Source organism: Haemophilus sp. SZY H53, assembly GCF_054332375.1.
Genome location: NZ_JBTGNV010000003.1, coordinates 161,488 through 174,122 on the forward strand (window position 1 = coordinate 161,488; position 12,635 = coordinate 174,122).

Below are 12,635 nucleotides of genomic sequence, written 5' to 3' on the forward strand. Positions count from 1 at the left end.
TTGGCTCCTTATGCCGATAATGTGCGAATTAAATTCGCCCAATCTTCTTGAATACTGCTGTCTTTTTCACGGAATTTTGGCACTTCACGGCAGGCATTTAAGACGGTCGTATGGTCGCGTTCAAAAGCTCGTCCAATTTCGGGTAAACTTTTATTGGTTAATTCTTTGGCTAATGCCATCGCAACTTGGCGTGGACGAGTGACTGATCTCGCTCTGCTTTTTGATTTTAAATCCGCCACTTTAATTCGATAGTATTCTGCCACGATTTTTTGAATGTTTTCAATGGTTACTAAACGTTCTTGTAAGGCGAGAATATCTTTTAATGTGTCACGGACAAAATCAATATCAATGTGACCACCTTTGAAGTCTTGCATCGCTTTCACACGGTTTAACGCACCTTCTAATTCACGAACGTTAGTGCGTAAACGTTGAGCAATAAAGAATGCCACTTCTTCTGGCAGCGCCATATTATGTTCTTCTGCTTTTTTCAGCAAAATCGCAACACGGGTTTCTAAATCAGGTGGTTCAATCGCAGTGGTTAAACCCCAGCCGAAACGAGATTTTAGGCGTTCTTCAATTTTCTCAATTTCTTTTGGATAGCGGTCAGAGGTCAAAATAATTTGACGGCTGGTTTCAAATAAGCTATTGAAAATATGGAAAAATTCTTCTTGTGTTTTTTCTTTCTCTGCAAAGAATTGAATATCATCCACTAATAAGGCATCAAGAGAACGATAGAATTTTTTGAATTGATCCATTTTATTATCACGCATTGCTTTTACCATGTGCTGCATAAAATTATTCGCATGGATATAAAGCACGCGGGCATTCGGTTTATTCGCTAAAATACCATTACCGATGGCGTGTAATAAGTGAGTTTTACCTAAACCTGTCCCCCCATATAAAAAGAATGGATTTGCTGTTGGTTCACCAGGTGCAAGGGCAAGTTTTTGACCTACTGCACGGGCGAGTTGGTTTGATTTACCTTCAACAAAGTTATCAAATACATGTTTACGATTTAGATGTGATTCAAATTTAGTTAGTGAATCAGATTCTTGCTGAGAACTCACCGCACTTTCTTGATGATTAGCTGTTTGACTCGGGGCTGATTCAACTGCTTTTGGCGCTGGTTTTACCCCTTCTTTTACGATAATTTGTAGGTTTGGATTTTTAGCAAGGGCTTGGCAAATTTGATGAATTTGAGCCAAGTAATGATTTTCCACCCAGCTTTTTACAAACATATTGGACGCATATAACACCACTTGATCTTGTGAGATGACATCCGCTTGTAATGGGCGTAACCAAGTGCTGAGATCCATCGGAGAAACTTGATCTTGTAGCTGTGATAAGCAATCTTGCCATAGGGTGGAAAGGCTCACGATAAATTATCCTTATGTTATATGCGTATAAAATAAAAGCCGCAAAAGTGCGGTTAAAAATCGAAGAGGATTTTACAATAATTTAGGCGAAAGATCTTCTGTTGCTCATCAAAAAAAGACAAAAAGGTTGCTTGAGATTTTGCCCAAAATCCGTATAATCCCCACGATTTTAGAAGAAACGGAAGATTATTTCGGAATTTTCTCTTTTCTTATTTGACGAAAGCCCAATTTATGATTAAAATTGCGGTCTATTTTTTATAACCCTTGTTGTGTTTTGGCTATCAAAACAGTAAACCATTTTGATTTAGGTAGATTATAATGAAACGTACATTTCAACCTTCTGTATTAAAACGTAGTCGTACTCACGGTTTCCGTGCTCGTATGGCAACTAAAAACGGCCGTCAAGTTTTAGCTCGTCGTCGTGCTAAAGGTCGTAAAAGTTTATCTGCATAATCACCTCTTTTAGTGATTAAGCTAAACTTCTCTCGGGAGTTACGATTGTTAACTCCCGCTCAATTCAAAAATGTCTTCGAACAACCGTTTCGAGCAAGCACCCCTGAAATTACCATTCTCGCACGCAAAAATAATCTTGAGCATCCACGCTTAGGTTTAACTGTGGCTAAAAAACATCTTAAACGAGCGCATGATCGTAATCGTATCAAACGTTTAGTTCGTGAAAGTTTTCGTTTGTCCCAACATAATTTGCCTTCTTGTGACTTTGTCTTTGTGGCGAAACGTGGCATTGGTCAGCTTGATAATCAAACGTTTTTACAAACTTTGGATAAATTATGGGCACGTCACATTCGTTTGGCACAAAAATCCTCATCGCTTTAATTAAGTTTTATCAAGTAGCGATTAGTCCTTTAATCGGGCCTCGCTGTCGTTTTGTGCCAACCTGTTCTTGCTATGGTATTGAGGCGTTAAAAACACATGGATTGTTAAAAGGTAGTTGGCTTACGCTAAAACGTGTATTAAAATGTCACCCCTTAAGCGCCGGTGGATTCGATCCTGTTCCGCCGAAAAAGATTAATAATAACGATGAGAAAAAATAATGGACTCAAGACGTAGCCTATTAGTGCTTGCACTACTCTTTATTTCTTTCCTTGTTTATCAGCAATGGCAACTTGATAAAAATCCACCGGTTCAACAACAGACCACGGAACAAACAACAACCGCCTCTTCTGATGTACCGGCAAGTTCTTCTTCATCTGCCGAAGTAGTGGCAGACTCACAAACCAAAGGTCACATTATCACATTAGAAAATGATGTATTCCGTTTGAAAGTGGATACATTAGGTGGTGATGTAATCAGTTCTGAATTATTAAAATATGATGCAGAATTAAATTCAAAAGAACCTTTCGTTTTATTAAAAGATACAAACGAGCATGTTTACATTGCACAAAGCGGCTTAATCGGTAAAAACGGGATCGATACAAAAGCAGGTCGTGCACAATATCAAGTGACGGGTGATAATTTCAAATTAGCAGAAGGTCAAAATGAACTTTCTGTACCATTAACATTTGAAAAAGATGGTGTCACTTATCGTAAAATCTTTGTATTAAAACGCGATAGCTACGATGTAGGTGTTAACTTTGAAATTGTGAACCAAAGTGGTAGCGCAATTGAAGTTGAACCTTACGGTCAATTAAAACATACATTAGTTGAAAGCAGCGGTAACGTAGCAATGCCTACTTATACCGGTGGTGCGTATTCTTCTTCTGAAACAAATTACAAAAAATACAGCTTCAGCGATATGAAAGACAAAAATCTTTCTATCGATACCAAAGCAGGTTGGGTTGCTGTTTTACAACACTATTTCGTATCAGCTTGGATCCCAAATCAAGATGTAAATAACCAACTTTATAGTATTACAGATAGCAAAAATAACGTTGCGTCTATTGGTTATCGTGGTCCAGTAGTATCTGTTCCAGCGGGTGCAACAGAAACAATTACCAGCTCATTATGGACAGGTCCGAAATTACAAAACAAAATGGCTGAAGTGGCTAACCACTTAGACTTAACTGTCGATTATGGTTGGGCATGGTTCATCGCGAAACCATTATTCTGGTTATTAACTTTCATTCAAAGTATTGTATCTAACTGGGGTGTGGCAATTATTTGTGTCACCTTAGTGGTGAAAGCGATTTTATATCCGCTCACAAAAGCACAATACACGTCTATGGCGAAAATGCGTATGTTGCAACCAAAAATGCAAGAAATGCGCGAACGTTTTGGTGATGATCGCCAACGTATGAGCCAAGAAATGATGAAACTTTACAAAGAAGAAAAAGTAAATCCACTTGGCGGTTGCTTACCATTAATCCTTCAAATGCCAATTTTTATCGCATTATACTGGACGTTTATGGAAGCGGTTGAACTGCGTCATGCACCATTCTTTGGTTGGATTCAAGATTTATCGGCACAAGACCCTTACTACATTCTCCCAATCTTAATGGGCGGATCAATGTTCTTGTTACAAAAAATGTCACCGACACCCGTTGCAGATCCAATGCAACAAAAAGTGATGAATTTCATGCCGTTGATCTTCATGTTCTTCTTCCTCTGGTTCCCGGCAGGTCTAGTGCTTTACTGGTTAGTGTCTAACTTAATCACTATCGTACAACAACAAATGATCTACCGTGGTTTAGAGAAAAAAGGGTTACATACCCGTAAAAAATAACAAATAGAAGGCATCGAAAGATGCCTTTTTTCTATCATTGATTGATATATAATCACATGGGCGTATTAATGCGCCCTCTCATTTTTTTATCGCAGATAAAAGTGCGGTCAATTTTTAGTGAGTTTTTATGAAAGAAACAATCGTCGCACAAGCGACAGCGCCTGGTCGTGGTGGTATTGGTATTTTGCGTGTATCAGGTCCAAAAGCGGTTGAAGTGGCACAAGCGGTACTAGGTAAATGTCCTAAACCAAGAATGGCAGATTATTTACCTTTTAAAGATGCTGATGGCACAGTATTAGATCAAGGCATTGCACTTTACTTTAAATCGCCGAATTCTTTTACAGGTGAAGATGTATTGGAATTGCAAGGTCATGGTGGGCAAGTAGTATTAGATTTGTTGCTAAAACGAATCTTACAACTTGATGGTGTTCGTCTTGCGCGTCCCGGTGAATTTTCAGAACAGGCTTTTTTAAACGATAAATTAGATTTAGCTCAAGCAGAAGCCATTGCAGATTTGATTGATGCCACTTCGGAGCAAGCCGCTCGTTCGGCATTAAAATCATTACAAGGTGAATTTTCCAATAAAGTAAATCAGTTGGTGGATTCCGTGATTTATCTTCGTACTTATGTGGAAGCGTCGATTGATTTTCCCGATGAAGAAATTGACTTTTTGGCAGACGGTAAAATCGAAGCAAAATTACGAGAAATTATTGATCAACTTGATTTAGTCCGTAGCGAAGCGAAACAAGGCTCGATTTTACGTGAAGGGATGAAAGTAGTGATTGCCGGTCGTCCAAATGCGGGTAAATCAAGCTTACTGAATGCTTTAGCAGGCAGAGAAGCGGCCATTGTGACAGATATTGCAGGAACCACTCGCGATGTGTTACGTGAGCATATTCATATTGATGGCATGCCTTTACATATTATTGATACTGCAGGGCTTCGCGAAGCGACAGATGAAGTTGAACGTATCGGCATCTCGCGTGCGTGGACTGAAATTGAGCAAGCCGATCGTATTATCTTAATGTTAGACAGCAGTGATCCTGATAGCCAAAATATTGAAAAAGTGCGGTCAGAATTTTTATCGAAATTGCCAAATAATATGCCAGTGACCATTGTTCGTAATAAAGTCGATTTAAGCGGTGAGGCAGTTGGGATAAAAGAAGAAAATGGAACAACGACCATTTGTTTATCGGCTCAAACGCATCAAGGCGTAGATTTATTACGTGAGCATTTAAAACAGGCGATGGGTTTCCAAACCGGCATGGAAGGTGGCTTCTTAGCACGTCGTCGTCATCTTGATGCTTTAGAAAAAGCGGCCGAACATTTACAAATTGGGTTAGTTCAATTAACAGAGTTTCATGCGGGTGAATTGTTAGCAGAAGAACTTCGTTTAGTACAAGCTAATCTCAGTGAAATTACGGGGCAATTTACCTCGGATGATTTACTCGGTAATATTTTCAGCTCTTTTTGTATCGGAAAATAGGTTTTAGGTTATGACTTTTCATATGTTGTGGGTCATTGCGCTTGGTCTTTCGATGGATGCGTTTGCAGTATCCATTTCCAAAGGTTTGGCAATGCGCGCTTTTCGATGGAAACAAGCACTGGCCATTGCATGCTGTTTTGGGCTATTTCAAGGCATTATGCCGGCAATCGGCTATGTTGTCGGACTACAATTTAGTCAGATGATTCAAAATTGGGATCATTGGATTGCCTTTGCTTTACTTGCGATTATCGGTGTGAATATGATTCGAGAAGGGCTGAGCTCAGATGATGAACCTGCGCCCTCATTGATTAGTTTAAAACACTTACTAACACTTGGTGTGGCAACGAGTATTGATGCGTTAGCTGTTGGTGTCTCTTTTGCTTTTCTTTCTGTGGACATTTTGTTGGCTGTCTTCATCATTGGTTTAATAACCTTTGCCATTTCTTTTATTGGTGTAAAGAGCGGTCATTTTTAGGGAAAAAATTCAAAAGCAAAGCAGAGATTTTTGGCGGTTTAGTGTTATTAGTCATGGCTGTGAAAATCCTACACGAACATGGTGTTTTTTAAGTGCGAATTTTCGCCTTTTAGATTATAATCTTACGAACTTTGTCTTTTTTAAAAGGGTAATAATTGAATGTTAATTGAAAAAATGCATGGCATCGCCCATAGCTTTATCGGAAAAGCGATCTTTGCTTTAATTCCAGTTTCATTTTTGATTGGTGGGATGTCAGGTTATCTGTATAGCAGCAATGATAGTTTTGCGGCAAAAGTAAATGGCGAGACTATCTCTCAACAAGATTTCTTAAATCGTTATAACCAAGAGTTTGAAGCGCGAGCTCAACAAGAAGGCGAGAGCTTCTTAGCGAAAACTGACTCTGTGGAATTTGTGACTGCACTTCGTCAAAATTTAATTCAACGTTTGGTGGATCAAGAATTAATCCGTCAATATGCGAAAGAATTAAAATTAGGTGTAAGTGATGAGATGATCAAACGTGCGATTGTAAGCGATCCTAACTTACAATCTAACGGTAAATTTGATAACGCGCGCTATCAACAATTATTGACTCAAAATGGTTTAACATCTGATACTTATGCGGCTATTTTACGTAATGCATTAACACTTGAACAAATGCAAAATGGTTTGGCAGACAGTGAGTTTGTTGTACCAGCCCAAGTAAAAGATAACGCACAAGTCTTTTTCCAAAAACGTATCGCTCGTCTTGCAACTCTTCCATTAGCCGATGAAATTGCAAAACAAAAAGTAACAGACGAAGAAATTAAAGCGTATTACGATGCGAATGCGAAATCACTTGTTCAACCTGAACAAGCGAAAGTGCAATATATTCGCGTTTCAGCAGATGCATTAGGTAAATTACAACCAGTAACTGAAACACAAATTGCACAATATTATCAAGAAAATAAAGCGCAATTCATTAGCCAAAAATTAGCACATATTCAATTATCAACGGAGAAAGAAGCGGATGCCGTTTATCAAGAACTGCAAAAAGGCGCTGATTTTGCTGAGTTAGCAAAAACAAAATCCCTAGATAAACTTTCTGGTGCTCAAGGTGGTGAATTAGGTTGGGTAAAAGACAACGAATTACCGAAAAACTTTGAAGATGCAGCATTATTATTAAATGTTGGTCAATATAGTACACCGGTTAATGTGGATGGGGCTTACCATATTATTTTAGTGCAAGATCGTAAAGAACGTACTTTAGAAGAAGTGAAAGAACAAATCGCAGAGACTGTACGTAAAAACTTAGCAGAAAGCCGTTTCCAAGCGGTAGAAAAAGCGGTTCGTGAAAAAGCAGCAGAAAGCAGTGATTCTTTAGCTTCGGTAGCTGAAGCTGCTGGTGTGAAAATGGAAGAAACGGATTACTTTGGTAAAAATAATGTCCCTGCGGCATTAAATTTCCCAAATGTGACTTCTGCTATTTTTGAATCTGATATTGCAAACGGCGGTGCAAATTCTGAGCCATTAACTGTAGGTGAAAATGAATTTGTAGTGGTACGTGTCGTGGATCACAAAGATGAAGGTTTGCAAAGCCTTGATGAAGCAAAATCAACGATTGAGCAATTCTTAAAACGTGAAAAAGCCGATAAAGTATTAGCTGAAAAAGCAGAGCAAGTGGTTAAAGCGTTATCTGCTGATCCTACCAAATTACCAGCAGGTATTAGTTTTAGTGAACCACAAACCTTTACATTGATGGATAATAAAGATCCAATGCTTTATGAGGGGGTATTTGCTATTGCTAAACCACAAGATGGTAAAGCGGCTTATCAAGTTGCTCGCAACAGCAAAGGTGATGTAGTTGTGGTTGCTCTTGAACGTGTAGAAGAACCTACTTTAACTGAGCAAGAATTAGCGAAATTTAGCACTCAACTTGTTCTTGCACGTCAAGGTGAATTGCAAGGACAGTTAATGCAAGCATTACGTGAAAAAGCACAAATTGAGATTAATAACACCTTTATTAATCAAGATGATTCAGAAGAAGGTGCGGCTCACTAAGCCGATTGAAATGTCATTCATCATCAATTTCTGATGGAAAATAAAAGCAAAGTGCGGTAAATTTTGACCGCACTTTTTTATATAAAATAAGGAGAAGACTATGGCTCAAGAAACCATTTTTAGTAAAATTATTCGCAAAGAAATTCCTGCCAATATTGTTTATCAAGATGAATTAGTGACCGCATTCCGTGATATTTCACCACAAGCGAAAACCCATATTTTGATTATCCCAAATAAAGTGATTCCAACGGTTAATGATGTGACAGAACAAGATGAAGTCACCTTAGGTCGCTTATTTACGGTCGCGGCTAAAATCGCTAAAGAAGAAGGAATTGCCGAAGACGGTTATCGTTTAATCGTGAACTGTAATAAACATGGTGGACAAGAAGTATTCCATATTCATATGCATCTTGTTGGTGGTGAACCTTTAGGTAGAATGTTGGCGAAATAATGAAAAAGATCCTCATTACAGCAACGGTATTATTTTTGACGGCTTGTTCATCCGCACCAAATATTGTGGGAACCAATAAGCCAATTTTAAATATGACGGCAAATTTAGCGCCGGCTTTAGATGTCGATTTGTCGGATAATACCGCGGCTTTAAAAAATAAAACTACGCAACAGCTCAATGTGCTTTACCATCTTTATTGGTATAACACACAAGGTGTAACGCAAGTTTGGCCGAATCAGCAAGAAAGCCAATCAGGCAATATTTTATTGCAACCGCAAGAAAAGAAAGTGTTTGAACTACCAAAACCAAGCACAGAAAGCACCAATTATCGTCTTTATTTACAATAGTTTATGTCCACATTATTGATTGACCTTGAAGGTCATGAGCTCAAACAAGAAGAAGTTGAATTACTGGAACATCCTTTAGTTGCCGGTTTGATTTTATTTACCCGCAATTTTTATGATCGTCAGCAAGTTCAAGCGCTAATTAAATCCATTCGTCAACGAGTGAAAAAGCCTTTATTGATCACGGTCGATCAGGAAGGTGGTCGCGTTCAACGTTTCCGTGAAGGTTTCACTCAGTTACCCGCAATGCAAGCTTTTGCGACATTAGTTAAGGATTCAACTCAGCAACAGCAAATAGCGAAAGAAGCGGGTTGGCAAATGGCGGCTGAAATGGTGGCGCTAGATATTGATTTGAGTTTTGCTCCCGTGTTGGATTTGGGGCATGAATGTCGTGCGATTGGCGATCGTAGTTTTGGCTGCGATGTAAAAAGTGCGGTCAATTTGGCGGCTGCTTTTATTGATGGTATGCACCAAGCAGGCATGGCAACAACGGGAAAACATTTCCCTGGGCATGGTCATGTTTTAGCCGATTCTCATCTTGAAACCCCTTATGATGAGCGTGCAAAAGAAGTGATTTTTAATCATGATATTTTGCCATTCCAGCAATTAATTCAACAGCGTAAGCTTGATGCGATTATGCCGGCTCACGTGATTTATACGCAGTGTGATAGTCAGCCAGCAAGTGGCTCGAGTTATTGGCTGAAAGAAATTTTGCGTAAACAGCTAGGCTTCCAAGGGGCGATTTTCTCTGATGATTTAGGTATGAAGGGCGCAGGTTTTATGGGTGATTTTGTGGCTCGTAGTGAAAAAGCCTTGAATGCTGGTTGTGACTTATTATTGCTTTGCAATGAACGTGAAGGTGTCATTCAAGTGCTTGATAATCTGAAGTTAGAGGAAACCACAGAGCATTTTGTAGCACGCCAAGAACGTTTGAAATCACTCTTTAAACAAAAATCCTTTGATTGGTCAGAACTCACCAAAACTTCACGTTGGATTGAAAATCATCAAAAACTGACCGCAATTCAACAAGAGTGGCTTGCTTCTAAATGATTGATTGCCATCATTATCAAAAAGGCGATTGCCGTTCTTGTCAATGGCTTGAAATGCCTTATGAACAGCAACTCGCCAAGAAAGAAGAGCATCTAAAACAACAACTTGCCAAATTAGATTGTGATAATTTAATTTGGCATCCGCCTTTTTATTCCTCCGAGTCAGCCTTTCGTAATAAAGCAAAAATGGTGGTAAGTGGCGCGGTGGAACGTCCCATTTTAGGTATTTTACAAGACCCGAATGATCCACAAAGTGCGGTCGATTTATGTGATTGTCCGCTTTATCCGCAACGCTTTGTAGAGCTATTCCCGATTCTAAAAGATTTCATTGGGCGTGCTGGTTTAGTCCCTTATAACGTGGCTAAACAAAAAGGTGAACTGAAATACATTCTGCTTACAGAAAGCCAACATACAAAAAAATTGATGTTGCGTTTTGTATTGCGTTCAGAAACTAAATTATCGTTAATTCAACGTGAATTTGCAGGCTTATTGGAAAAATTACCACAACTTGAAGTGGTGAGCGTAAATATCCAACCTCAACATGCGGCGATCTTAGAAGGTGAGAAAGAAATCTTTTTAACTGACCAACATACTTTATCAGAAAGCTTTAACGGTATTCCGCTATTTATTCGCCCTCAAAGTTTCTTCCAAACGAATCCACTGGTAGCACAAGGGCTATATGCAACGGCCCAAGATTGGGTTAAAGATTTGCCGATTGCTAAACTCTGGGATCTCTTTTGTGGCGTTGGAGGGTTTGGGCTGCATTGTGCCAAAGCTTTACAGGATAAACATCAACAAGAAGTGGAATTGACCGGGATTGAAATTTCCCCATCTGCTATTCAAGCAGCGACGCAATCCGCTCAGGTGTTAGGGCTAAACAACGTTAAATTCCAATCTTTGGATGCGGCTAATTTTGCTTTAACACAAGATGAAAATAAACCGGATTTGGTGATCGTCAATCCGCCTCGTCGAGGTATCGGAAGGGAACTCGCAGAATTTCTCAATGAAATGCAACCGCACTTTATTCTTTATTCCAGCTGTAACGCGATTTCCATGGGAAAAGATTTGCAACACCTAACCAATTATAAGCTTACTCAAATTCAATTATTTGATATGTTCCCGCATACGGCACATTATGAGACGCTAGCATTATTGTCCAAACTTAATGTCAATGAACATATAAGTGTTTAAATAGAGCTTGATGAACTTGATTTGACAAGTGCTGAGAGCAAGGCTACTTATGAGAAAATTAAAGAGTATGTACTGGGGAAATTTGGATTTAAGGTTTCTACATCGTATATAGCACAAATCAAAAAGAAATGTGGAGTTGTACTGAGGGAGCATTATAATAAATCGCAAAAAGAGAAACAGGTTATTCCACAATTACACCAGAAAAAGAAGAAACTATCATGGATACGTTAAGACATTTCAAAATGATTTAAGCGCAAGGTCGCTTTGGTTTTCTTGGTAATCCTTCCATCTCCTAATGGGTATAAGAAAAGCCCTAAAGGTTTCCCTCCAAGGCTTATATTATATTTCTTGGTGATTATATAGTACCACAGACTATAGATGGACATTCTAGGACATATATCTGATCTAGCATTTTGTAAATTAACACTACTTGATTGTTGCTAGCAGTTTTAACTCATATTCAACGATTAAATTTATTTTCCATAGAATTGGCAAACTTTACCAAGGCTAACATAACAGGAACCTCAACCAGAACACCTACTACAGTTGTTAGCGTAGCTCCTGATACTAACCCAAATAGAGATATAGAAACTGCAACAGACAGCTCAAAAAAGTTAGATGCACCAATCATGCCACATGGTGCTGCAATTGAATATGGTAGCTTTGCTAAATATGCCATGAAAAATGTTATTGCAAATATAAACAAAGTTTGAATTATCAAAGGAATTGCAATAAGGATAATATTTAGTGGCTGATCCAATATCTTCTGTCCTTGAAATGAAAATATTATAATCAACGTCAACAATAATCCCATCATAGTGTATTTATCAAATGCAGGGATAAAAGTTTTATTTAGGTAGTCTTCCCCTTTATTTTTAATGATTATACTTCTAGTTACCATGCTTAAAATAAGAGGAACAACAATAAATAATACAATGGACAATAAAAGTGTTCCCCATGGAATATTTATATCTCCAACCTTTAATAAGAAACTCACAATTGGTATATATGCAATCAAAATAATTAAGTCGTTACTAGCTACCTGTACTAAGGTATAACCACTATCACCTCTTGTTAACTTGCTCCATACAAATACCATTGCGGTACATGGTGCAGCTCCGAGTAAAACCGCCCCAGCTAAATATTCTGATGCCAATTCCTTATTAATAAATCCTTTATAAATAATAAAGAAAAATAAGGAAGCGATTAAATACATAGTGAGTGGCTTAATGATCCAATTTACAAACCATGTAATAAATAGACCTTTAGGATTTTTTCCTATGTCTTTTATACTCTTAAAATCAATTTTCAACATCATTGGATAAATCATTATCCAAAGTAAAATTGTTGTTGGTATAGACACATTGTAGAACTCAAATTTTCCTAACCAATCTGGAATAGCAGGAAAATATTTCCCAATAAATATGCCTATTACCATACAAATTAACACCCAAAAAGTCAGGTTTTTCTCAAAAAAACCAATTCCATTTATTTTCTTCATTCCTAAATATCCTCAACTTTCTCAATTAATTTATGAACCTTACTT

12 protein-coding genes and 1 pseudogene are annotated in these 12,635 nt (G+C 38.2%); 11 read left to right on the top strand and 2 right to left on the bottom strand.

The annotated features are described in order from the left end of the window. Nucleotides 1-8: 8 nt before the first annotated feature. On the bottom strand, nt 9-1,376 hold the full coding sequence (gene dnaA, locus ACXVWB_RS04335) for a chromosomal replication initiator protein DnaA (protein ID WP_128787010.1): 1,368 nt from the start codon (nt 1,374-1,376) through the stop codon (nt 9-11). 318 nt (nt 1,377-1,694) lie between these two features. Between dnaA and rpmH the strand changes: the two genes are divergently transcribed. The 11 genes and pseudogenes from rpmH (at nt 1,695) to rlmC (ending at nt 11,089) form a co-directional block, all read left to right on the top strand. After that, nucleotides 1,695-1,829: a 50S ribosomal protein L34 gene (gene rpmH / locus ACXVWB_RS04340; RefSeq protein WP_005539760.1), complete on the top strand. Its 135-nt coding sequence runs from the start codon at nt 1,695-1,697 to the stop codon at nt 1,827-1,829. Nucleotides 1,830-1,841: 12 nt separating this feature from the next. Beyond that, nucleotides 1,842-2,210, top strand: coding sequence for a ribonuclease P protein component (gene rnpA / locus ACXVWB_RS04345; RefSeq protein ID WP_111406817.1), 369 nt, complete (start codon nt 1,842-1,844; stop codon nt 2,208-2,210). Further along, nucleotides 2,165-2,428 carry a membrane protein insertion efficiency factor YidD gene (yidD, locus tag ACXVWB_RS04350; RefSeq protein WP_005695569.1) on the top strand — a complete coding sequence of 88 codons (264 nt, stop codon included), beginning with the start codon at nt 2,165-2,167 and terminating at the stop codon, nt 2,426-2,428. Before rnpA ends, yidD begins: the two co-directional genes overlap by 46 nt. After that, complete coding sequence (yidC, locus tag ACXVWB_RS04355) at nt 2,428-4,056, top strand: membrane protein insertase YidC (RefSeq protein WP_111406815.1); 1,629 nt, start codon at nt 2,428-2,430, stop codon at nt 4,054-4,056. Before yidD ends, yidC begins: the two co-directional genes overlap by 1 nt. Before the next feature lie 127 nt (nt 4,057-4,183). Then, a complete protein-coding gene (mnmE, locus tag ACXVWB_RS04360; RefSeq protein WP_197560648.1) occupies nt 4,184-5,542 on the top strand; it encodes a tRNA uridine-5-carboxymethylaminomethyl(34) synthesis GTPase MnmE in 1,359 nt (452 codons plus the stop codon). A gap of 10 nt (nt 5,543-5,552) precedes the next feature. Next, nucleotides 5,553-6,109: pseudogene (locus ACXVWB_RS04365) on the top strand (manganese efflux pump MntP). Nucleotides 6,110-6,176: 67 nt separating this feature from the next. Next, nucleotides 6,177-8,054 (top strand): peptidylprolyl isomerase, encoded by a 1,878-nt coding sequence (gene ppiD / locus ACXVWB_RS04370; RefSeq protein WP_289901415.1) that lies wholly within the window; start codon nt 6,177-6,179, stop codon nt 8,052-8,054. A 100-nt stretch (nt 8,055-8,154) separates the two neighbouring features. Continuing rightward, nucleotides 8,155-8,505, top strand: coding sequence for a purine nucleoside phosphoramidase (hinT, locus tag ACXVWB_RS04375; RefSeq protein ID WP_005695575.1), 351 nt, complete (start codon nt 8,155-8,157; stop codon nt 8,503-8,505). After that, nucleotides 8,505-8,852, top strand: a complete 348-nt coding sequence (locus tag ACXVWB_RS04380; RefSeq protein ID WP_111387496.1) for a DUF1425 domain-containing protein — start codon at nt 8,505-8,507, stop codon at nt 8,850-8,852. Before hinT ends, ACXVWB_RS04380 begins: the two co-directional genes overlap by 1 nt. A gap of 3 nt (nt 8,853-8,855) precedes the next feature. Further along, the gene (gene nagZ, locus ACXVWB_RS04385) at nt 8,856-9,899 is read left to right on the top strand and encodes a beta-N-acetylhexosaminidase (RefSeq protein WP_289901414.1); all 1,044 of its coding nucleotides are present in this window, start codon (nt 8,856-8,858) and stop codon (nt 9,897-9,899) included. After that, nucleotides 9,896-11,089, top strand: coding sequence for a 23S rRNA (uracil(747)-C(5))-methyltransferase RlmC (gene rlmC, locus ACXVWB_RS04390; RefSeq protein ID WP_289901413.1), 1,194 nt, complete (start codon nt 9,896-9,898; stop codon nt 11,087-11,089). Before nagZ ends, rlmC begins: the two co-directional genes overlap by 4 nt. 460 nt (nt 11,090-11,549) lie before the next feature. Here rlmC and arsB read toward each other — a convergent pair whose 3' ends face one another. After that, nucleotides 11,550-12,590, bottom strand: a complete 1,041-nt coding sequence (arsB, locus tag ACXVWB_RS04395; RefSeq protein WP_289901412.1) for an ACR3 family arsenite efflux transporter — start codon at nt 12,588-12,590, stop codon at nt 11,550-11,552. Nucleotides 12,591-12,635 lie beyond the last annotated feature (45 nt).

What these genes read in the sequence shown, in the direction of transcription:
- rpmH (WP_005539760.1), top strand. Translation starts at nt 1,695, where the DNA reads ATGAAACGTACATTTCAACCTTCTGTATTAAAACGTAGTCGTACTCAC.
- yidD (WP_005695569.1), top strand. Translation starts at nt 2,165, where the DNA reads ATGGGCACGTCACATTCGTTTGGCACAAAAATCCTCATCGCTTTAATT.
- yidC (WP_111406815.1), top strand. Translation starts at nt 2,428, where the DNA reads ATGGACTCAAGACGTAGCCTATTAGTGCTTGCACTACTCTTTATTTCT.
- mnmE (WP_197560648.1), top strand. Translation starts at nt 4,184, where the DNA reads ATGAAAGAAACAATCGTCGCACAAGCGACAGCGCCTGGTCGTGGTGGT.
- ppiD (WP_289901415.1), top strand. Translation starts at nt 6,177, where the DNA reads ATGTTAATTGAAAAAATGCATGGCATCGCCCATAGCTTTATCGGAAAA.
- hinT (WP_005695575.1), top strand. Translation starts at nt 8,155, where the DNA reads ATGGCTCAAGAAACCATTTTTAGTAAAATTATTCGCAAAGAAATTCCT.
- ACXVWB_RS04380 (WP_111387496.1), top strand. Translation starts at nt 8,505, where the DNA reads ATGAAAAAGATCCTCATTACAGCAACGGTATTATTTTTGACGGCTTGT.
- nagZ (WP_289901414.1), top strand. Translation starts at nt 8,856, where the DNA reads ATGTCCACATTATTGATTGACCTTGAAGGTCATGAGCTCAAACAAGAA.
- rlmC (WP_289901413.1), top strand. Translation starts at nt 9,896, where the DNA reads ATGATTGATTGCCATCATTATCAAAAAGGCGATTGCCGTTCTTGTCAA.
- arsB (WP_289901412.1), bottom strand. Translation starts at nt 12,590, where the DNA reads ATGAAGAAAATAAATGGAATTGGTTTTTTTGAGAAAAACCTGACTTTT.